This window comes from Paenibacillus lautus NBRC 15380 (genome assembly GCF_004000945.1).
GTDB lineage: Bacteria > Bacillota > Bacilli > Paenibacillales > Paenibacillaceae > Paenibacillus_AQ > Paenibacillus_AQ lautus.
The window spans coordinates 497,587-515,846 of the sequence record NZ_BIMF01000002.1 but is presented as its reverse complement, the minus strand read 5'-3'; the positions used below and the strand labels follow the sequence as shown (position 1 = coordinate 515,846).

Annotated in this window: 20 protein-coding genes and 1 pseudogene; 20 read left to right on the top strand and 1 reads right to left on the bottom strand. The window is 37.8% G+C overall.

Annotated elements, in window-relative coordinates:
* The first annotated feature begins 103 nt into the window (after positions 1 to 103).
* From PLA01S_RS05695 to PLA01S_RS05675, 5 genes are all read left to right on the top strand, one after another.
* On the top strand, positions 104 to 502 hold the full coding sequence (locus PLA01S_RS05695) for a DUF2750 domain-containing protein (protein WP_246059353.1): 399 nt from the start codon (positions 104 to 106) through the stop codon (positions 500 to 502).
* A gap of 230 nt (positions 503 to 732) precedes the next feature.
* Positions 733 to 1,398 carry a hypothetical protein gene (locus tag PLA01S_RS05690; protein ID WP_127590622.1) on the top strand — a complete coding sequence of 222 codons (666 nt, stop codon included), beginning with the start codon at positions 733 to 735 and terminating at the stop codon, positions 1,396 to 1,398.
* 266 nt (positions 1,399 to 1,664) lie between these two features.
* Positions 1,665 to 2,468: a sugar phosphate isomerase/epimerase family protein gene (locus tag PLA01S_RS05685; RefSeq protein ID WP_127590620.1), complete on the top strand. Its 804-nt coding sequence runs from the start codon at positions 1,665 to 1,667 to the stop codon at positions 2,466 to 2,468.
* 136 nt (positions 2,469 to 2,604) lie between these two features.
* On the top strand, positions 2,605 to 3,075 hold the full coding sequence (locus PLA01S_RS05680) for an NUDIX hydrolase (RefSeq protein WP_127590618.1): 471 nt from the start codon (positions 2,605 to 2,607) through the stop codon (positions 3,073 to 3,075).
* A gap of 247 nt (positions 3,076 to 3,322) precedes the next feature.
* A complete protein-coding gene (locus tag PLA01S_RS05675) occupies positions 3,323 to 3,799 on the top strand; it encodes a PM0498 family protein (protein ID WP_127590616.1) in 477 nt (158 codons plus the stop codon).
* A 214-nt stretch (positions 3,800 to 4,013) separates the two neighbouring features.
* On the opposite strand, the gene PLA01S_RS05670 is transcribed toward PLA01S_RS05675, so the two are convergent.
* Positions 4,014 to 4,628 carry a hypothetical protein gene (locus PLA01S_RS05670; RefSeq protein ID WP_127590614.1) on the bottom strand — a complete coding sequence of 205 codons (615 nt, stop codon included), beginning with the start codon at positions 4,626 to 4,628 and terminating at the stop codon, positions 4,014 to 4,016.
* 307 nt (positions 4,629 to 4,935) lie between these two features.
* Here PLA01S_RS05670 and PLA01S_RS05665 point away from each other — a divergent pair, with 307 nt between their 5' ends.
* The 15 genes and pseudogenes from PLA01S_RS05665 to PLA01S_RS05600 all read left to right on the top strand — a co-directional run bounded on the left by PLA01S_RS05665 (position 4,936) and on the right by PLA01S_RS05600 (position 18,037).
* Positions 4,936 to 5,523, top strand: a complete 588-nt coding sequence (locus PLA01S_RS05665; protein WP_127590612.1) for a histidine phosphatase family protein — start codon at positions 4,936 to 4,938, stop codon at positions 5,521 to 5,523.
* Positions 5,524 to 5,757: 234 nt separating this feature from the next.
* Positions 5,758 to 6,360 carry a hypothetical protein gene (locus PLA01S_RS05660; RefSeq protein WP_127590610.1) on the top strand — a complete coding sequence of 201 codons (603 nt, stop codon included), beginning with the start codon at positions 5,758 to 5,760 and terminating at the stop codon, positions 6,358 to 6,360.
* 272 nt (positions 6,361 to 6,632) lie between these two features.
* Positions 6,633 to 7,286, top strand: coding sequence for a lysozyme inhibitor LprI family protein (locus PLA01S_RS05655; RefSeq protein ID WP_127590608.1), 654 nt, complete (start codon positions 6,633 to 6,635; stop codon positions 7,284 to 7,286).
* Positions 7,287 to 7,594: 308 nt separating this feature from the next.
* Positions 7,595 to 7,852 (top strand): hypothetical protein, encoded by a 258-nt coding sequence (locus PLA01S_RS05650; RefSeq protein ID WP_127590606.1) that lies wholly within the window; start codon positions 7,595 to 7,597, stop codon positions 7,850 to 7,852.
* On the top strand, positions 7,842 to 8,213 hold the full coding sequence (locus tag PLA01S_RS05645) for a retropepsin-like aspartic protease (protein WP_127590604.1): 372 nt from the start codon (positions 7,842 to 7,844) through the stop codon (positions 8,211 to 8,213). The genes PLA01S_RS05650 and PLA01S_RS05645 overlap by 11 nt, the downstream gene beginning before the upstream one ends.
* Before the next feature lie 237 nt (positions 8,214 to 8,450).
* Entirely contained in the window at positions 8,451 to 10,382 is a 1,932-nt protein-coding gene (locus PLA01S_RS05640; protein ID WP_246059352.1) for a hypothetical protein, read from the top strand.
* A gap of 195 nt (positions 10,383 to 10,577) precedes the next feature.
* Positions 10,578 to 11,192, top strand: coding sequence for a nucleotidyltransferase family protein (locus PLA01S_RS05635; RefSeq protein ID WP_127590602.1), 615 nt, complete (start codon positions 10,578 to 10,580; stop codon positions 11,190 to 11,192).
* 241 nt (positions 11,193 to 11,433) lie between these two features.
* Positions 11,434 to 11,997, top strand: coding sequence for a YdeI/OmpD-associated family protein (locus tag PLA01S_RS05630; protein ID WP_164817322.1), 564 nt, complete (start codon positions 11,434 to 11,436; stop codon positions 11,995 to 11,997).
* A gap of 226 nt (positions 11,998 to 12,223) precedes the next feature.
* Positions 12,224 to 12,547: pseudogene (locus tag PLA01S_RS32995) on the top strand (hypothetical protein); the annotation flags it as partial.
* 56 nt (positions 12,548 to 12,603) lie between these two features.
* Positions 12,604 to 12,804, top strand: a complete 201-nt coding sequence (locus PLA01S_RS32990) for a phosphotransferase (protein WP_371860394.1) — start codon at positions 12,604 to 12,606, stop codon at positions 12,802 to 12,804.
* Positions 12,805 to 13,112: 308 nt separating this feature from the next.
* Positions 13,113 to 14,243 (top strand): CHAP domain-containing protein, encoded by a 1,131-nt coding sequence (locus PLA01S_RS05620; protein ID WP_246059351.1) that lies wholly within the window; start codon positions 13,113 to 13,115, stop codon positions 14,241 to 14,243.
* A gap of 204 nt (positions 14,244 to 14,447) precedes the next feature.
* Positions 14,448 to 15,260, top strand: a complete 813-nt coding sequence (locus PLA01S_RS05615; protein WP_127590594.1) for a class I SAM-dependent methyltransferase — start codon at positions 14,448 to 14,450, stop codon at positions 15,258 to 15,260.
* 453 nt (positions 15,261 to 15,713) lie between these two features.
* A complete protein-coding gene (locus PLA01S_RS05610) occupies positions 15,714 to 16,445 on the top strand; it encodes an HAD family hydrolase (protein ID WP_246059350.1) in 732 nt (243 codons plus the stop codon).
* A gap of 319 nt (positions 16,446 to 16,764) precedes the next feature.
* On the top strand, positions 16,765 to 17,142 hold the full coding sequence (locus PLA01S_RS05605) for a hypothetical protein (RefSeq protein WP_164817320.1): 378 nt from the start codon (positions 16,765 to 16,767) through the stop codon (positions 17,140 to 17,142).
* A gap of 328 nt (positions 17,143 to 17,470) precedes the next feature.
* The gene (locus PLA01S_RS05600) at positions 17,471 to 18,037 is read left to right on the top strand and encodes a histidine phosphatase family protein (protein ID WP_127590590.1); all 567 of its coding nucleotides are present in this window, start codon (positions 17,471 to 17,473) and stop codon (positions 18,035 to 18,037) included.
* The last annotated feature ends 223 nt before the right edge of the window (positions 18,038 to 18,260 follow it).

The window sequence follows — 18,260 nt, the reverse complement described above, 5'->3', positions numbered from 1 at the left end:
TCACAACCCTTCGAGGCTAAGTCCGTGGGACCCGGCGCATTCGCGCCTTAAGCCTCTGGGGTCCGTAGATACAGGAACGTTATGCGAAACCCCTGATAGAAAAATGAAAACAAAAGGTGTAGAGAAAATGAACAATAAAGAGTTTGAATCGCTCATTAAGCAACCGGCCAATATCCGATATGAGTATTTCATTAAGCAAGTCGTAGACCGAGAAGAGATTTGGGGATTATATGATGATGGCTGGGCAGCAAGCGCTGACGATGAGGGGAATTACTTATTTCCTTTTTGGCCTCGGAAAGAGTTTGCCGAATACTGTGCAATTGGTGATTGGAATAATTATAAGTCAGAAGCCATCGATCTTCAGGAATTCATTGAGTTGTTTTTGTTGAGAATGGTAGAAGATGGAGTTAAACCCTCTATATTTTTTAATAATGATGATTCGGCAGTATTAGAAGTGGAAGTGCTAAAATGCGATTTGGAAAGAGAATTAGAGAACTATTAGAGACCAGTAATGATGTAGTATTTCGAGGAAGTCAGGGGCATCGCATAACATGGCATTCACGCATAGGGGCTGACGCCCCTCGGTCCGTAAGAAGTATTTTCGGAGAAGTTGTTTCAGCGGACAACTCTGCACCGACTAAGACCCGCGCTACGCGCTTAAGCCGGTGAGGGTTCGTGAATGCCTGAACGTTATGTGAAACCAGCGAAAACTCTGATAAAGGAGTCATTATAATGTTTGAATACAACCTTATTACAACAAAGAATAGTGTTAAGCCGAATTATGATATTAGCAATAAAGATTTTTATTTTGAGATATATGTTAGCCCTGGTGAAGAAGTATGCCTATTGGGAAAAATAGATAATAACTATATTTGCTGGTGTTCGATAACCAAGGTCACACAATTAAATACTAATGAAGAAATAATCAATTACTTGCTATCACAATCCACTGAGCGACTGTATTCAAGCCACTTTCAAGTGTTAGGATCTCGTTATGAAGAAATTCGAAAGTGGCACTCTTTTATTGTTACAAAGCATTGGCACAAAGATCATTACTGGTATAGGTCTCCTGTAAGTAATTGCTTTTTCGGTACTCCTCCCTATAATAATGGTTCGTTTTTGGCGAGAGAAATACAGAAATTCTTCCTGATGGAGCTCAGTAAGTGTCAATATCGACTTATTGATAATGTTTATGTAGAGGTACTTAGTAGATATAAAGATATCTTAATGAAGGAGAATAGCCCGGAATATTATCATGAGATGTTACCCATCAAAGAGATCATAAATTCAGAAAGTTATCTAAAGTTATGCTCTAATGATGAAATCAGAATTTTATATCTGGAATGTTTTGACCAATGTACTAATTTATATAATTTGTATATGACTGCTTCACGTTAAACCCATAAGTAATTCGAGGAAGTCGTTGGCATCACATAACACCATATTCACGCATCGGGCATTCGCCCTTGGTCCGGCAGGAGATATTGGCAGGGAAGCATGAGTAGTCGGACACACTCGACTTCGTCTAGCGTCGTGAATTCTCAAGGAACGTTATACGTAATTACTCAAATCGAAATTAATCTTTTTTCTAAATCAGCACATCTGCTATTTCAGGTGAACTTAAAGAACATGAATCATTCCTTAAGAGAAAAGGAGCGTTTAATATGATTAGTATCTATGATTGGTTCGGATATGAACTGCCTATTGAAGAACGATATCGCTTGATCAAGAAAGTAGGTTTTGATGGGGTAATGTTGTGGTGGAGTGAAGGCTTTGGTCGTGGAGAATACCGAAGCGGAGCACGACTTGCACGAGAAGCGGGGCTAACGATAGAGAATATTCATGCCCCCATCGAAAATCAAAATGATCTTTGGTTAGCTAATTTGGCGGGTGAAGATTTGGTCAATTGCTATCTGGAATGTATTGAAGACTGTTCGAATCTAGAAATACCAACAATGGTCATACATCTTCCGGATGAAGAACATATACATAACCCCTTTGCTATGGATAGATTTAAACACATTGTGGACAGAGCGGAACAGCGAGGAGTTAACCTTGCTTTAGAGAATTTATGGAATTCAACAAATTTGACACACGTATTGAGCGAAGTGGATTCGCCGCAAGTCGGATTTTGTTACGATGTAAGTCACCACTATCGATACTATCCAGAATACGATTTTTTGTCCGTATACGGTGAACGATTAAAAGCTATGCACCTGCATGATAATAACGGAAGCTACGCTCAACATGGATTGCCTTTTGATGGCACGCTTGACTGGGATGTAATTATGCGAAAAATAGTAGAGGCTGATTATACAGGACCCATCTCCATAGAAGCAATGAACTGGGATTATCTTAACCTGTCTGTTGAAGAATTTTTAGTAAGAGCATTTAAACAAGCAAAAAAGTTAGAACAAATAAAGTTGGAATACAGCAGCCTTTCAAAGCAGAGCAGTAACTACGTATAACATAATATTCACGCTGCGGGCATTCGCCCTGGGTCCGGCAGTCGCCGGACACCCAGCATACACTGGGTCGTGAATACAGGAACGTTATACGACAGTCTCTAAAATACATAGAAAAACATAGAAAGGAATCATTTGAATGATCATCAGGACCGTTTCATTGTGTCTATTTCGAAGAGGCGATCAAATATTAGTTGAAGAAACATATGATAAAGCCGTAAACAAGACTTTCTATCGGCCGGTTGGTGGAACGGTTGAGTATGGTGAGAATAGTAAAGAGACGATAATTCGAGAAGTAAAAGAAGAATTAAATGTCGAAATACAAGAACCCAAGCTAAAGTTTGTCATCGAAAACCTATTTACATACTTGGATCAGATAGGTCATGAAGTAGATTTCATTTATGAAGCCGATCTTGTTGATCATGACTTATACAAAAGAGAAGTTATCGAAGGTATAGAAGGAATAAATCCATATAAAGCAGTTTGGAAATCAATTAATGGATTCGAGAATAATGAACAGGAAAAACTAGTACCGGATGGATTATTGGACCTATTGCTTGCGAATTATTCAGAGAGAATTAGCAAAGTTGAGCACATTAGAACTACATAAAATCAAAAAGAACAACTTTGTAAGCAGTTCAATGAAGAGAGACCGACGTATAACATAGCATTCACGCATCGGGCCGCTGTCGCGTCTCTCGGTCCCCCGAGGCGGAGGCAGGGGAGTAAACCCAAGGGACAACCCTGCACCGGCTAAGTCTGACGACCCGCCCTACGGGCTTAAGCCGGTGAGGGTTCGTGAATGCATCAACGTTAGGCGAAATATCCGCAGTAATAAATCTTTAAGGACTGATTCGATGGAAATATCAAATAATAAAATCAATGAAATTCTTAAGAAAGAGCACAATCTCAAATATCATGATAAATCTGAATTAATTGATGTAGTATGGCCAGACTTTGTGGAGGTAGAAGGTTGCATTGTAATAAAGAAAAACACTGAAAAAAATGTAGAAATTAATATTGAACATATTATTCACCAGTTTGGGGACCGAACTGGATTTGAAGCAAGTGAAAGTCATGTTCATATGATAGATATATCAAATACCTTTAAAAAATATCCCTTAGAAGGTTTAAAGTTTGCAAAGAAGCTATTAGAAATGTGGTCCGCTAAACTAAAAATTGATTTTCCAGAGTATGAATTTATCCTTATCTTAACTTTTCATGATGATGATACAATTTTACGTTTTCATAGATTAAGAGAATCTGACGAGACTTGGATAAACATTAATAATATAGAAGAGTTTGAAGAAGGGATCATTATTAGGAAAGTGTAATCGAAGAATGCAGATACCTCGCCTAACATTGTATCTACGCTGCGGGCTTTGCCCTTGGTTCGCAAGAGGTATTAAGGCAAAGGGGTGTACTCAGCGAACAACCCTGCGAGGCTAAGTCCGTCGGACCCAGTCGCTACGCTCCTTTAAGCCTCTCTGGTTCGTAGATACAAGAACGTTAGGTGAAATTCCCTATGAATAATATTACAACTAATATTTAAATAAGAAATCTTCCCTTTTTTAGTTCGGTATATTTTTGAACTAATTTTTCTTCTTCATCAATTATATTATTTATAACAATTTCAATTGAATCACAGAAACTGTCAAGGAATCTTTTTAGTGCAGTATCTTTGCCTAATATCTCTTTTTTAAAAGATGTGTCTAAAAATTGCTTGTAATCAATTATATAAGATCCCTTAAAATGAAAAGTTTGATCATACAGCTTATAAGCTAATTCCCCACCAACAATATAATTAATATTCTGATAAACAGATTCGAATTTAGAGCTTTTATGTACAATAATGTTCCAAAGTTCTTCGCCTTCATTATGTGGACAATCTTCTTCGAGAAATTCTTCGAGGAAATCTTTAGATTCTTTTATTGCTATAACTTTTTCGATATAAGTTTGAATGAATTTATCTTGATCGGACTTTTGAATAGTTAGTTTCACACCAATTAAAGTCAACCAACCTCCTGCTAATGATCCGCCTAAAGCAGTAAGAGCCAAAAAAATCTCCTTCTTAGGGAACCATATAAAAGAAGAAGTAAGACCAATAATTATTAAAAAAATTGTAATGAAAAAAATCAATACAGACAAACTTGTATTTTTCATTGTCAGTACCCCTACGATGGAATTTGTTAATTGTAATATACTATATTGAAAGATATATGAAAATAATATTATGAATGTGATTCAAGGTGTCCGGAAAATCACCTAACAACATATTCACGCTGCGGACCTGGCGGCCCTTGGTCTGCAAGAGGACTTTCAGGGAAGTGGGGGCAGCAGACAACCCTGCACCGACTAACCGTGTCGCGGCCGGCTCCTGGCGGAGCCTTAAGTCGGTGAGGGTTCGTGAATACGGGAACGTTATCAGAAAGATCAGCAAATTAATATTAAATTCAAGGAGGAGTACAAAATGGCAACCATAGCACTTATAAGGCATGGCAGCACCAGTTGGAATAAAGAAGGCAGAGCACAGGGCAACTCTGACATCCCGTTGGATCAAGATGGGATTAATCAAGCAGAACTTTTAGCTAAGAGATTAAGTTCAAATAATTGGAATCATATTTATTCAAGTACTTTAGAAAGAGCAAAGCAAACTGCTCTAATCATAGGGAATTCTATCGGAGTAGATATTCATCTTGATGATCGTCTCAGGGAAAGGGCAGGAGGATTGATTGAAGGTACTACTGAAGAGGAAAGAATAGAAAAGTGGGGAACAGACTGGAGAGATTTAAATCTGGGGCTTGAACCAATTGAAGCTGTCCAAAAGAGAGGTAAAGAATTTTTAGAAGAAATTGTGTTGAATCATCAAGGTGAAAAGGTGCTAGTTGTTTCTCATGGTGCCCTAATCGAATTTAATTTTATAAATTTACTTCCTGATTTTCCTACAAAACACTTCGGCAATACTTCAATAACAATAGTAAAGAAAACAGGTAATCAATGGACTTGTGAACTGCATAACTGCACAAAACATCTTGAGGGTAATAACGAGGAAGGCTGATCCTTCTGATAACAACATATTCACGCTTCGGGGCATTCACCCCTCGGTCCGGCGAGAGTTAGAAGAGAATTCGAAGAGGCATTTCAACTGCAGGGAAGTATAAACAGCCGAACACATCCGCACCACCTAACCGCATCGCGGCCGGCTCCTCTGGAGCCTTAAGGTGGTGGGACGTCGTGAATACAAGAACGTTATAGGAAATCAGCACAAAACATATTTATGGAGGATTAACAAGTGAAGATAGTTAGTCAAGTTCAAGAAGATGAAGTAATAGCAGAATTCCTAATTGCAGAGGTTAACTCAGATAGATTTAAGGAAGGAATATTAAATGCACTTGGAGACCATGACTTGAATTTACTTATTAAACCCAATTTGAATGATCAAGCCGAGAACCAAATCAGACGAGATATTCTGGGTCAGACAAGGGGGTTCGGTCGCAATACGGATTTGTTTGAGAACTTTCCTAAAGAAGTTAAATGGTATAAAGCTTTCTTTGAGAAGCAAGATCTAAACGAAGTAATGTACATCAACTATAGTTATTGGAATGAATTATCAAGTAATACGAGACTTCCTTTGCAGGCATCGAAGAATATCATGAATCAAATTGAAGTCTTTGGAATTAGTAACCAAGGATTTCTAGATATCAATTTAGCTCTCAAGAACGGTAAAGTATTTCCAAGATTAATATTTGTGTCTATGAATGAGAACTCGCGAGTAGTTGTATTAGAAGGTCACGCACGGTTGACGGCTTATTATTTAGATAACGATTATATACCTGATGAACTTGAAGTAATTATCGGGTTTTCTGATAAGTTTAGCGAATGGGACTTATATTAAGAACGTTTTGTAGGTTGTTCACGGAAGCTGCCGACATCCTATAACAAAATATTCACGCATTTGGGCATTTGCCCCTCGGTCCGGACCGAAGCTCGATGTATTTAGATGAGGCATTTCAGTATTCAGAGGAGTATTATCAGCCGTACACATCCGCACCACCTAACCGCATCGCGGCCGCCCTTTCGGGCTTAAGGTGGTAGGACGTCGTGAATATAACAACGTTATGCGCCATTACCGGTAAATATTAAAGATAATATTTAAGGAGATAATTTATGAAAGGTAAGATACTTTTATTATTTTTTATTACGATTGTGTTTTCATCTTGTCAAAATATTAGTCAATCGACTACCTTGAACAGCGAAACTAATTCAATAGTGAATTCTGAAATGCCTCTTGATGTAGTGAGTACAGGTAATGGAACAGAATCGATAGAAATGACTGAAGGTCGATCAGATCCTTCTAACAATGAAGTGTTAACCATGAGCATTGGGAACTATGAATTGAAAGGAGAATTTTATGATGAAATGCTTCGAAACCCTATAGATCATGATTATAAAGTGGAATTTAATGAATTTCAAAATTCCAAAGAGATTATTACAACATTGGGATGGGGGGCGTTGGAAAGCAAATATACAGAGATTTGGGATAAAGAGTTGAACCAAATATATAAAAAGCTTCTTTCTAAGTTGGATAGAGAACCAAGAGAAGCACTAATTGAGTCTCAGAAAGAGTGGTTACAGTATCACTTAAGGGAAACAAAATTTGTAGATAAGACATTTATTGATAATGGTTACCTTGGATCACGAGGATCGGTAAGCCTAGCCATGGATATAAAGGAGAGAATAAGGGAAAGAACAATGCAATTATTTGAATATCGATATTTGCTAGATGGTGAAGTTGAGTTTTTATACCAAAGTAAAAAATAGAGTTGGAATCTTGATCAAAGGTTTTTAGGTGATGCTTCGAAGGTAGTAACGGCGCTGTATTATGCTGCGGGGCTACTCCCACTTGGTTGTCAGAAGTATAATCATGGAAGAACACTCAGACAACAAACGACCCAGCCTAAGATAAGAGTTATCTAAGGCTGGGTCGTTTCGTGAATACAAGAACGTTATAAGAAATCGGCGAAATAATAAAAAAGGTGATAAAAAATACTATGAGAATGCTGAACTATAAGTATGATAAAATCAAGATAGTAAAAAGAATTAGGATGAATCTGTAGGAGGTAGAACGAATGAAATGGCAAGAAGTAAGAGAACTGTTCCCTGACCAATTTGTTCTGGTTTCCATACTTAATTATCATGAGGAGGGCAACATAAAAATAGTAGATGAAGTTGCACCGATTCGTACTATATCAGAGCAAGATGCTAATAAAGAATTTTTTCAAGTAGAGCCTGGGAGTATGGTGTATCATACTTCAAATCAATATTTTGTGATCCATCTTCGCAGGGACCCATTAATGAGAGTGAGACGTAGTAGTAATGAAAATTAACTATGACGGACAGTTAATTACGACGTCGCTTACCGTTACATTCAGAGGAAGTGTATTGAGGATAGATGATGTGATTATAGATACAGGGTCCTCACATACTATAATTTCTCCTGATATTTTGGAGGAAATCGGTGTGACCTACGAAACAGGGGATTCTATATATGAAGCATACGGGATTGGCGGAAGCGTTCCTTTCTACACTAAAATTATGGACAGGATTGAAATAGGTACAAGAAGCATTGAAAATATAGAAATAGATGTTGGTATACTGCCAAAGGACCATATAGGGTTACTCGGATTGGATATCCTCACACAACAAAGCTTTATTATTGACTTGAAAACATTAGAACTACGTACTTAAACAAATGGATTGAATGAAAATTAATAGTGAAATCGGAGAAGTCGCCGACATCGTATAACAATACATCTACGCTGCGGATCATTCGCCCCTTGGTTGTCAGGAGTGAAAGCATAGAAGAATATTCGGACAACACACGACCCGACCTAAGATAAGAGTTATCTAGGGTCGGGTCGCGTCGTAGATGCGCAACATTATGTGACATTAGGGCAAAAAGCCAGTTACAGATAAGGAGCTTACATGAAAAGAATAAAATTCTATTCAATAACTGATATTCTGTATGGAAGAAATTTATCGAAAAGCCTAACATTGATAGATGAATATTACAACGAAGAAGTAGATGATATTAATGATGTAATTGAACTTTATAATGCAAAAAAGTATTTCGATAATAAAGTATATCTTAGTGATTGGACACCTGATACTATAGCTAGTTTGGAAAAGAAAATTAATAAACTCTTTGGAATAGTCGCTAAGTTCTTTAAGACAATTAATGATGGTAACTTATTAGAAATGTATAGTAGAGTCGAAAGAAATTATAGAGATGATTTTTGGGAACTTATAGACAAATTCAAGGTATATGAGAATATCACATCTGACTGTTTTAAGATATTCTTGAGTACAACAAGTGTATCATTGGCAGAATTATTAAAGTCTAAGAACATCACGAATCACTATGGTGAAATAATTAAAGATAAAATGTTGTCTGATCCCTTATCAGCAGTCCAACTGCTTTTGGATAAATATGAATTAAAACATCATAGAGAACCCCAAGCCATACATTTTCCGAAACAATTAAGTAGTCTAAATAAAGAATCAATTATTTCAAGCTATTTGGATAGTGAAGAACCTAATTTGAACTATGTACGGCTTATTGCTAACATACAGAGCAGTAAAGATAAACTTGAAATCTCACCCAAAGTCTTGTTAAAAGCAAAGCGAAAAGCAGAAGAACTAGAAAAGCAATATTTCGTAGAGAACTCTGGAATGCCAATTGAGACAAGTGTGAGTTTTTCGAAAAGTCAGAATGAAGAAGTGAAGTTGATTTATGAAGGTCAAACCATAGCTGCAACGTACAGCACGAAATGGATTGAAGAAAATAGGGATTTTCCAACTTTACTTAATAATTTTATATATCTTTTTGAATTTGTTGATTTACAAATGAGAAGTACAATAGTTAATAAGACAAGCGAGATGGGAGTGTTTGAACGCCATATTTTTATTTCATCTCAAAACGCATATAATGTTGGTTTTGTATTTGAGCGTAAGAACGTTTTGTCATTACTCCAAATGTCAGGTTATTATCATCAGCTCTTTAGTATTGGGATAAGACTAGAAGAAATCATTGAATGGTTTTTTGAAGATTATTTGCTTGCAGAGTTTGATGCACACAACTTTAAAGTGAAAATGCCCTCAGTAAATTCACCTTTTTTTGAGAAATGCACTTATATTACACCTGCTCTAGAATCAGTTCTTAAGCAATTTATTTTATATGTTGAAGATGGACATATAGACTTTGAGTTACTTGAAATTCGATCTGAACATCTTGTCTACAAAAATATTCCATCCTTGATAGCAAAGAAATATGCCTATGGTTGTGGGGATGAATTTAATTATTTAATTTACTTACTTTTTTCAGATCAGAGTGGATTAGGATACCTTGAAAGAGCAGTTGAGTCTTATAACAACTTTTTTGAGTTACTTACAAATGAAAGATTGAATAAAAATGAAATTCCGAGTTACAACTTGAAAGAAATTGAATGGCTCATAGAGAAACAATATTTATCTATTGACGAAGATGAAATTATAACTTTTAAAGATTATCAACTAGCCTTACTTTTATTTAATTTTTATATTAATGAAGTAGTGTGCTATTGGAAATGTTCAGAATATAAGCGTAAGCTACTAGATGAGTTACAAGATAAGGGAATAATTGAATTTGAAAGCACTCTCTTTTCTAGACAGGAAACAGATTATATCAATTATACTCTTAATAAATCGCAATTTAATAATGGATTAGATTTACGGAACAAATATAGTCACATTCAACCGAATATAGAGAATGATAAGGAAATTCATAATCAGAATTATTTGATTTTATTGAGAATTTTTATTTTAACTGTAATAAAAATAAATGACGATTTTTGTACGAAAAGGGATTTCAAACAATGATTAAGTAATTCGAAGATGGCCCAAACGCCACATAACATAATATTCAAGCGGCGGCTCCTTACGGAGCCTTGGTCTGCTGGATGGATTTCAGGGAAGCGGGCTCAGCAGACACATCCGACTTCGTCCGACGTCGTGAATACAGGAACGTTATGTGAGATTCCTTGAAGAGCGATAAAAAAGGGAGGATCTATTTTTATGTCTTGGAAACAAGCTTTAAAGACATTTTATAAACTCTACTCAGAATCTAATCTAGCAAATGAATGGATTATTGTCGGATCAGTTGGATCTGTAATGCAGAAGGCAATAATGAATCCAAATGATTTAGATATATATGTTCAGAACATTAATGATGTTAAAGAATTAGCTCAACTACTGAATGAATTCAACTTAACGACTAAATCTAATCTTTCTTATTTTGATGTAGACTGGCTTTCCTCTAATGAGGAACCATACTTTACTCAAACTTTTCCATCTGGATTTACTTGGACTAAAGGTAAATGGAAGATTCATGATTTTACTGTGGAAGTGGTTCAAATATCAAATTCAGCTGGAATACCCGATTCGGTTAAAGGTGAAGGGATATGGGAAGGCGGTAAATATATTTGGGAATTAAAGAAGTATGTTGAATTTGAGAACTATGAAATACCAGTAGTTCCTCTTGAGATTCAGTTGGAATCAAACATTAGAAGAAATAGACAAGATCGAACTGATGCAATTTTGAATGCATTAATAACAAATGGTTATGACAAAGAATTATTGCGAAAAGCATTATCAAATATAAATAGAGAAAAGTTTAAAGAATTGTTGTAGCAATTCGAGGAAGTCAAGGAACTTCGCATAACACAATATTCACGCAGCGGGTAGGCTGCCGCCGTCCCTTGGTTCGCCCGAGGAATTTCGAGGAAGCTGAATCAGGCGGACAAACCTGAGAACCTAACCGCGTCGCGGCCTCCCCCGTTGGGCCTCAAGGATCTCGGATTCGTGAATACAAGACGTTATAAGAAATCCACGCAAAATAATTAAAAACGACAATTACATGAGGTGCTGGAAGATGAATAAATTTAAGATTAATTATGTTCCCCAGCCAGATTTTTCATCGTGCGATGAAGCGTGCTTAGCAATGGTAGCACAAATTCCTATTGAGGAAGCAATGGCTGTGATGAGAGGAAAGGAAGGTTCAGGGACTTCAGATTTTTATAAAGCTCTAAAAAAATATAAGATTGATTACTTGAGTTGGCGTCATACGATTGATGAACTTCCACCACTTTGCGTATTACTCGTTAACTTTCCGACATATACACATAGTGTGCTTTACTACGATGGAACTTATTATGATCCGGAATTTGGTGTTTTTGAGTTGAAGTACGAACCTAATGGGGAAATTACGCATTTTATGGAGCTCTACATTGATGAAATCTATAAGAACAAAGAAATAATAGTAAAAATTCCACAAGATTTTAAAGAAGCATTTGAGAAAGATGAAGTAGCATACGAGCTTTTTCAGAACTTATCGTATCCAGAAAGATCAAAATTCATAAATGGAATAAGCCACTTTAAAAACCCAGAGACAAGAAGAAAGAACATAGAGAAGAGATTGTCAGAACTTAAGAAGTAAGGGCGGGATCAGCGCCGAAGGCGGGGACATCTTATAACGAAGTATCTACGCTGCGGGCATACGCCCTTGGTTCGCGAGATGAGGTAGGCAGTGGAGGAAGTTCAGCTCACAACCCTGCGAGCCTAAGTCTGGCGACCCGTTCCCTACGTCACTTAAGGCTCTCGCGTTCGTGAATACAAAACGTTAGTGAAAGACTCTAAAAATAGAGAAAGAAGGTGCACAGTTGATGGCTAACGACATCCTGTTACGTAAGTTTCCAAACATAAAATTGACTGCACTTACAGGAGGGTATACCAATTCTACAATTCTCCTCGAAGGATCAAACCCTCTGGTTATTGCGAAAATTTTCAATAAAAACAATAATGACGCTAAGAGTGAAAGGAACACATTGACTCTATTAAACCATTCAGGTGTGTCCCCAAGAATTCATGATTATTTTGAGGACGACACATCGTCGTACATCATTATGGATTACATACGTGGAATCAACGGACAGCGTTTTCTAGATCAAGGCGATATGGATAAGGCTCGAGAAATTTACAAGTTGCTAGGTGTTTGCTTATCAAGTGAAATAAACTCAATAAAACAGAAAAATATTCACTCGGAATTACCATTAATAGAGCTTGTAAACATGGTGATTTTGGTCCTCATAATACGATTGTATCTGACAATTCGATGGTTGTTATTGATTGGGAATGGGGAGGGTGGGGTCATCCTCTACAAGACATCGCATGGGTATTGTGGTTTATTCATTTTCATTACCCGGATTTTTGTAAAGAGTTATCTGAGATTTTCTTAAGTACATAACGTTTACATTCGACCATACAAATAACAGAGGAAGCCGTAAAAGCATTTGCACTTTCTATAGTAATTAGTATTTTGAATCGAATCAAGAACGCGGATACGAATGTAAAAACCGAGTGGCTTAGAAGATTAGAGTGGACATTGAAAACCGATTTTTTAGGATGAGTCATAGAAGAGAGTCCTTCACATAACATAATATTCACGCTGCGGACATTCGTCCTGGGTCCGGCATTCGCCGGACACCCAGCATACGCTTGGTCGTGAATACAGGAACGTTATCGGAAATCAATAAACATTATATCAAATCATAAATGAATGACATTACTGGTAGTTTGGTAACGTATTACCAAGTCAAGAAAGCAGGGATGGTCTTGGGGAATTTGCAATCACGGGTAGAAAGTATTCGTATACTTATTAATGAAACGATATTTAGTATGGACAGTACGCTAAAAAAGCAGGAAGCTTCTGTTCGACTGTATGGGGTATCATCTATTGCATCAATGATTGCAATGAAAAGAGGACTTGAACCGGAAATTGCTACAATCGCAGGTTTACTTCATTACTTTTACAACTACAAAACTGGGATTATTCATTACCCTGGAATCAATAGCGCTGAGGCGGTTAGGCCAATCATAAGAGATTTAGGAGTTTTCTCTACGGAAGAGCAACTTGTTATTTTGCGGGCAATATTTTATCAAGATCAGAGGGGACAAGCTCATGGTCCATATGATGAATTAATCAAGGATGCCATTGTGCTGCATAAGTTCTTACAGAACACAGAGCAAGCTGTAACCCATTTGGATACTAGGAGACTTTTAAGCTTACTAGACGAATTTTCAATCATAGCTGATTGTATAGAGGAAGAATTTGAAATGTTTGATGATGCTCCTAGCGACATTAAAGACAGACGTCAATTATTGGCTGACATTTCGGAAGATTTAGCTGGGAAGAAGATTATGGGGATTCCAGGGGACAAACGATATCGGGAAATCTGCAAATATTGGCCCGACCCTGATATATATAAAGTACTCAAAGATAATTGGTGCGCCGCATTCGTTTATCATAGTTGCATGTCATCTGGATTTTTGCTTCCAATACGTTATCCGAATGGAAGTTATCGATTAGCGGGGGTTGGTGCAATATTGGAATGGGCGAAACTACCCGAGACTGGATTTTTTCATTATGAGAATCAGGAAGAATTTATACCCGAACGCGGTGATATCGTTGTCTATGAAAGGCTGTTATCTGATAACCCGCATGATCATATAGGAATTGTACTTTCGTGCGAAGAACATGAAATTCTAGTTGCTGAGGGCAATAGAGATAACGAGAACTATTCTAGTGTTTTGCGAAGGAATAGAAAGAACTGTATTCTTGGTTATATTCGTATCGACAATGAATACCAATTTAATTTCAATGGTATCTATAACCCCACCCTTTAGCTGCTTTTGCGATATCCATTAATCTTATGCTAGTTGAATCGAAGAAGGAATTGACATCCGATAACAATATATTCACGCATCGGGCATACGCTCTCGGTCCGGCAGCAACCGGACACCTCAGCATTCGCCGATGTCGTGAATACAAGAACGTTATCAGATATCAATCAAATCTGAAATAGAAACTATTCTGGGGAGGGTGTCTTCATGGACAAGAAGTCTGTAAATAGATCAATCATTATTGGCGCTGGCGAAGTTGGCGTAACCATTTCGGAAAACATGGATAAGAATGTTGTTCATAAGACAAACAGGATCTATTGGGATACAAAAGGCAATGACTTCTTAAGAGCAATTTCACTTCCTTATTATGGATGGTTTATCTCAGAAGAAAAATGCCAGCTCTTTGGCGATATCTCAGGAAAAAAACTGCTGGAGATCGGCTGCGGCAACGGCCAATCCTTGCAATATCAAGGGGAACGCAACGCATCTGAACTATGGGCTGTGGATATATCGGAAAAACAAATTGAAAAGGCAACGCAGCATTTGGAGTCACTCGGTCTATCGGCAAAATTCATCTGTTCTCCCATGGAAGAAGAATGCGGCATACCGGCGGATTATTTTGACTATGTTTATTCGATTTATGCCATCGGTTGGACAACCGACCTTGAAGGTACCTTTTGCCGTATCGCTACGTATCTTAAAAAAGATGGTGTATTTATTTTCAGTTGGTCTCATCCTATACACAGATGTGTTACTGATGATAATGGTGGGTTTGTTTTTAGAAAGAGTTATTTCGATGAAGCTTGGTATCCGGTAGCTGTTGATGAAGGTGAGCTATTATTAGCGGACCGTAAGCTATCAACCTATGTAAACGCTCTGGCGAAAGCAGGATTTGTAATTGAGCAATTGATTGAGCAAACTGATGATGAGATTATGCAATCGCGGGACGATAAAAGCGATTTGGCCAAGAGAGCTAAGATGCTTCCTGTAACCTTAGTGATTAAGGCAAGAAAACTATAATATCTGATGACAAAGCGAAGCATGTATAAAGAACTTTAGAGGTATCGAGGAAGGCATTGACATCCACTAACAATATTTTCACGTATCGGCATACGTCCTCGTCCGGTAGAAGGAGAAGCGAAAGCGAAGAGGGATTTCAGTATTCCGGGAAGCAGAATCAGCCGGACACATCTGCATGACTAATCTCGCTTCATGAACCGGAAGAAAGGATGGCTTCGCAGCTCCAGTTCTGTCCTTAAGTCTTTCGACGTCGTGAATACAAGAACGTTATTGGAAATTCTTGCAGAAGAATATTACAAGGAAGTGGTCTCATGAATGAGATAAAAACATATTAAAAAGCAAAGTATGGAGAAATTCGAAGAAGGATTTTATTGGTAACCCCCTCTGTCGGAATAGTTGTCGTACCCCTCAATAGAACGATAGTGAGAATCAGAGAGAACGAGGTGGAGGACAATGAGCCAATTGAATGCAGAATTGAAACAGCGGACCGTCGAGCGGCTAATGCCGCCATGGTTGCCGCAGTTGACAAAGGAGAATGAAACAATGAAAAAGTACATACTCTTCGATCATGATGGTGTTCTGGTTGATACTGAATTCTGGTATTACAAAGCAGGAGAACGCGCTCTGGCTGACATTGGTTTTACCTTGGATAAAGATCAATACCTCCGCGACATGACCCAATCATTGGGTACTTGGTCCCAAGCTAGGGCGGCAGGTATTGATGAACAGATCATCAGCAAGCAGCGTGAGGTCCGCAACATCTATTATCAGGAATATTTAAGAACAGAAGCCATAGAGATTGAAGGCGTAGTTGAAACTCTAGCAGAACTGTCAAAGTACGTCCGCATGGCCATCGTGACGACTGCAAAACGTGCGGATTTTGAACTTATTCATGGAAAGCGCCAGATTAAACAATTCATGGAATTCGTACTTGTTCGCGAAGACTACGAGCGCACCAAGCCGCACCCTGAACCATACTTGACCGGGCTAAAGCGCTTCGGAGCTACCAAAGAAGAGACCCTAGTTGTAGAGGATTCAAACAGAGGGTTGAACTCAGCCGTGGAGGCTGGTATCGACTGTGTTATTGTCCATAACGACTTCACAAAAACACATGACTTCTCACAGGCCAGTTATCGAATCAAGACTCTGATTGAACTAAAGGACATTATTCTGAATGTAACCTGAGAGAGTATTTGCCAGCGTAACTCATTGGAAAGTTGCTAAAAGACGATGAATACATAATCAAATCAATACCAAAGAAGAAAGCAGAGTGAAAGTATCTCGAGGAGGCAAGAACATCCGAGAACACCGCATTCAGGCATCGGGCCTGTCGGCCCTGGTTCCCGGAAGTGATGAGCGGAGAAGCGGATGCCGGGACACATCTGCGAGCCTAAGAGCAGTCACTCTAAGGCTCTCGACGTCGTGAATGCATCAACGTTAGAGGAAATTACGGGAAACATTATTATATAAAGGACTGATACAAACCTTGCTCGAATTTTTAAATATGTATTCTAACAAAGTATATAAAGAAATAGAACAGATCACAAGTAATCCTAATTTTCTATTTTCCAATGATCCAGGATTAATTGAGGTAGAAGCACAAAATAATTACAAATATATACATGGTTTTACTCGTCTAATGAAGAAGGGGACCATAAGTAATAAAGACGTGGTAAATTCATTGCTCTTTGTGGAAAGTAAGATTGAACAGTACCTACAAAGATTTTATAAGAACAAGGATTTTATATTAGTGAATTATGGTGATATAGGGGTCCCAGCAATTACTTTGACCGTTTTTTCATACTTCGATAACGATGAAAATGAAGATGTTTTAGAACTGGCTGAGCTAGTGGATTGGTTTAAGAACAATGCTTTTTTTTAATGGACTAGAGATAAGTGAAGAAGAATCAGGGGCAGAAACAGGGCAGGAAAATGATAAATTTAGAAGATATTATACAAAGATTATTAAAACCTAGTGTTTAAATATTACAAGGAAGTCCGTAACATCCTAACATAGTATCTACGCAGCGTCGCTACGCAACTTGGTCTGCTGAGGAATTTCGAGGAAGGAGAATCAGCAGACAACCCTGCAAGGCAAAGTCCGTCTGACCCTGCGCGTGAGCGCCTTAAGCCACTCGAGTTCGTAGATACAAGAACGTTATGAGAAATCACAGTGTGATATTTAATGAAAGTATCAAAAGGAGTCCTGTATGAAGACAATTATCTATATGGTTAGGCATGGAGAATCACCATACAATGAAGGAAATGAAAGAACAAGAGGGCTTACCCCAAAAGGAAAGGTCGATATTGAAAAAGTAACGAGGTTACTTATGGGTGAAGGAATAGACAAGATTATATCAAGTCCTTATACTCGAGCAATTCTTAGTGTTGAGGGATTGGCCAAGCACTTAAAGTTAGATATTGAAGTATTTGAAAATCTTCGAGAACGTCATTTTGCATCTTATCTTATTAAAAATGCAGAGTTAATGTCTAGTATCAAAGAGAGTTTTAATGACCCTGATTATACCTTGCCGGGTGGAGAGTCTAATGCTGATTGTCAGAAAAGAGCAATCTCAGTTCTAAAACCCATATTAAAAGAGCACAGAGGGAAGAAAATAGCAATCGGGACTCATGGTCTTGTAATGACTTTGATGATGAATCATTTTGATTCAGCTTTTGGCTTGGAGTTTTTGAATCAATTAAAGAAACCAGATATTTATAAAATGCAATTTGAGAACTTAGAATTAGAAGAAGTAACAAGAATGTGGAATGATTAGATTTCTTAAGGTTTATCGAAGAGGACTGCGACATCACATAACAGAGTATTCGCGCTGCGGGGGACAAGCCCACTTGTTCTGTCCGTAGCAATTCGAAGAAGTATGAGCAGGCAGACAACTCTGCGAGGCTAAGTCCGTTGGGCCCGGCGGGGTGCGCCTTTAAGCTTCTCGGATTTGTAGATACACAAACGTTATCTGAAACCTGAGCAAAAGATATATTTTT

What these genes read in the sequence shown, in the direction of transcription:
- PLA01S_RS05695 (WP_246059353.1), top strand. Translation starts at nt 104, where the DNA reads ATGAAAACAAAAGGTGTAGAGAAAATGAACAATAAAGAGTTTGAATCG.
- PLA01S_RS05690 (WP_127590622.1), top strand. Translation starts at nt 733, where the DNA reads ATGTTTGAATACAACCTTATTACAACAAAGAATAGTGTTAAGCCGAAT.
- PLA01S_RS05685 (WP_127590620.1), top strand. Translation starts at nt 1,665, where the DNA reads ATGATTAGTATCTATGATTGGTTCGGATATGAACTGCCTATTGAAGAA.
- PLA01S_RS05680 (WP_127590618.1), top strand. Translation starts at nt 2,605, where the DNA reads ATGATCATCAGGACCGTTTCATTGTGTCTATTTCGAAGAGGCGATCAA.
- PLA01S_RS05675 (WP_127590616.1), top strand. Translation starts at nt 3,323, where the DNA reads ATGGAAATATCAAATAATAAAATCAATGAAATTCTTAAGAAAGAGCAC.
- PLA01S_RS05670 (WP_127590614.1), bottom strand. Translation starts at nt 4,628, where the DNA reads ATGAAAAATACAAGTTTGTCTGTATTGATTTTTTTCATTACAATTTTT.
- PLA01S_RS05665 (WP_127590612.1), top strand. Translation starts at nt 4,936, where the DNA reads ATGGCAACCATAGCACTTATAAGGCATGGCAGCACCAGTTGGAATAAA.
- PLA01S_RS05655 (WP_127590608.1), top strand. Translation starts at nt 6,633, where the DNA reads ATGAAAGGTAAGATACTTTTATTATTTTTTATTACGATTGTGTTTTCA.
- PLA01S_RS05650 (WP_127590606.1), top strand. Translation starts at nt 7,595, where the DNA reads ATGAAATGGCAAGAAGTAAGAGAACTGTTCCCTGACCAATTTGTTCTG.
- PLA01S_RS05645 (WP_127590604.1), top strand. Translation starts at nt 7,842, where the DNA reads ATGAAAATTAACTATGACGGACAGTTAATTACGACGTCGCTTACCGTT.
- PLA01S_RS05640 (WP_246059352.1), top strand. Translation starts at nt 8,451, where the DNA reads ATGAAAAGAATAAAATTCTATTCAATAACTGATATTCTGTATGGAAGA.
- PLA01S_RS05635 (WP_127590602.1), top strand. Translation starts at nt 10,578, where the DNA reads ATGTCTTGGAAACAAGCTTTAAAGACATTTTATAAACTCTACTCAGAA.
- PLA01S_RS05630 (WP_164817322.1), top strand. Translation starts at nt 11,434, where the DNA reads ATGAATAAATTTAAGATTAATTATGTTCCCCAGCCAGATTTTTCATCG.
- PLA01S_RS05620 (WP_246059351.1), top strand. Translation starts at nt 13,113, where the DNA reads ATGAATGACATTACTGGTAGTTTGGTAACGTATTACCAAGTCAAGAAA.
- PLA01S_RS05615 (WP_127590594.1), top strand. Translation starts at nt 14,448, where the DNA reads ATGGACAAGAAGTCTGTAAATAGATCAATCATTATTGGCGCTGGCGAA.
- PLA01S_RS05610 (WP_246059350.1), top strand. Translation starts at nt 15,714, where the DNA reads ATGAGCCAATTGAATGCAGAATTGAAACAGCGGACCGTCGAGCGGCTA.
- PLA01S_RS05605 (WP_164817320.1), top strand. Translation starts at nt 16,765, where the DNA reads ATGTATTCTAACAAAGTATATAAAGAAATAGAACAGATCACAAGTAAT.
- PLA01S_RS05600 (WP_127590590.1), top strand. Translation starts at nt 17,471, where the DNA reads ATGAAGACAATTATCTATATGGTTAGGCATGGAGAATCACCATACAAT.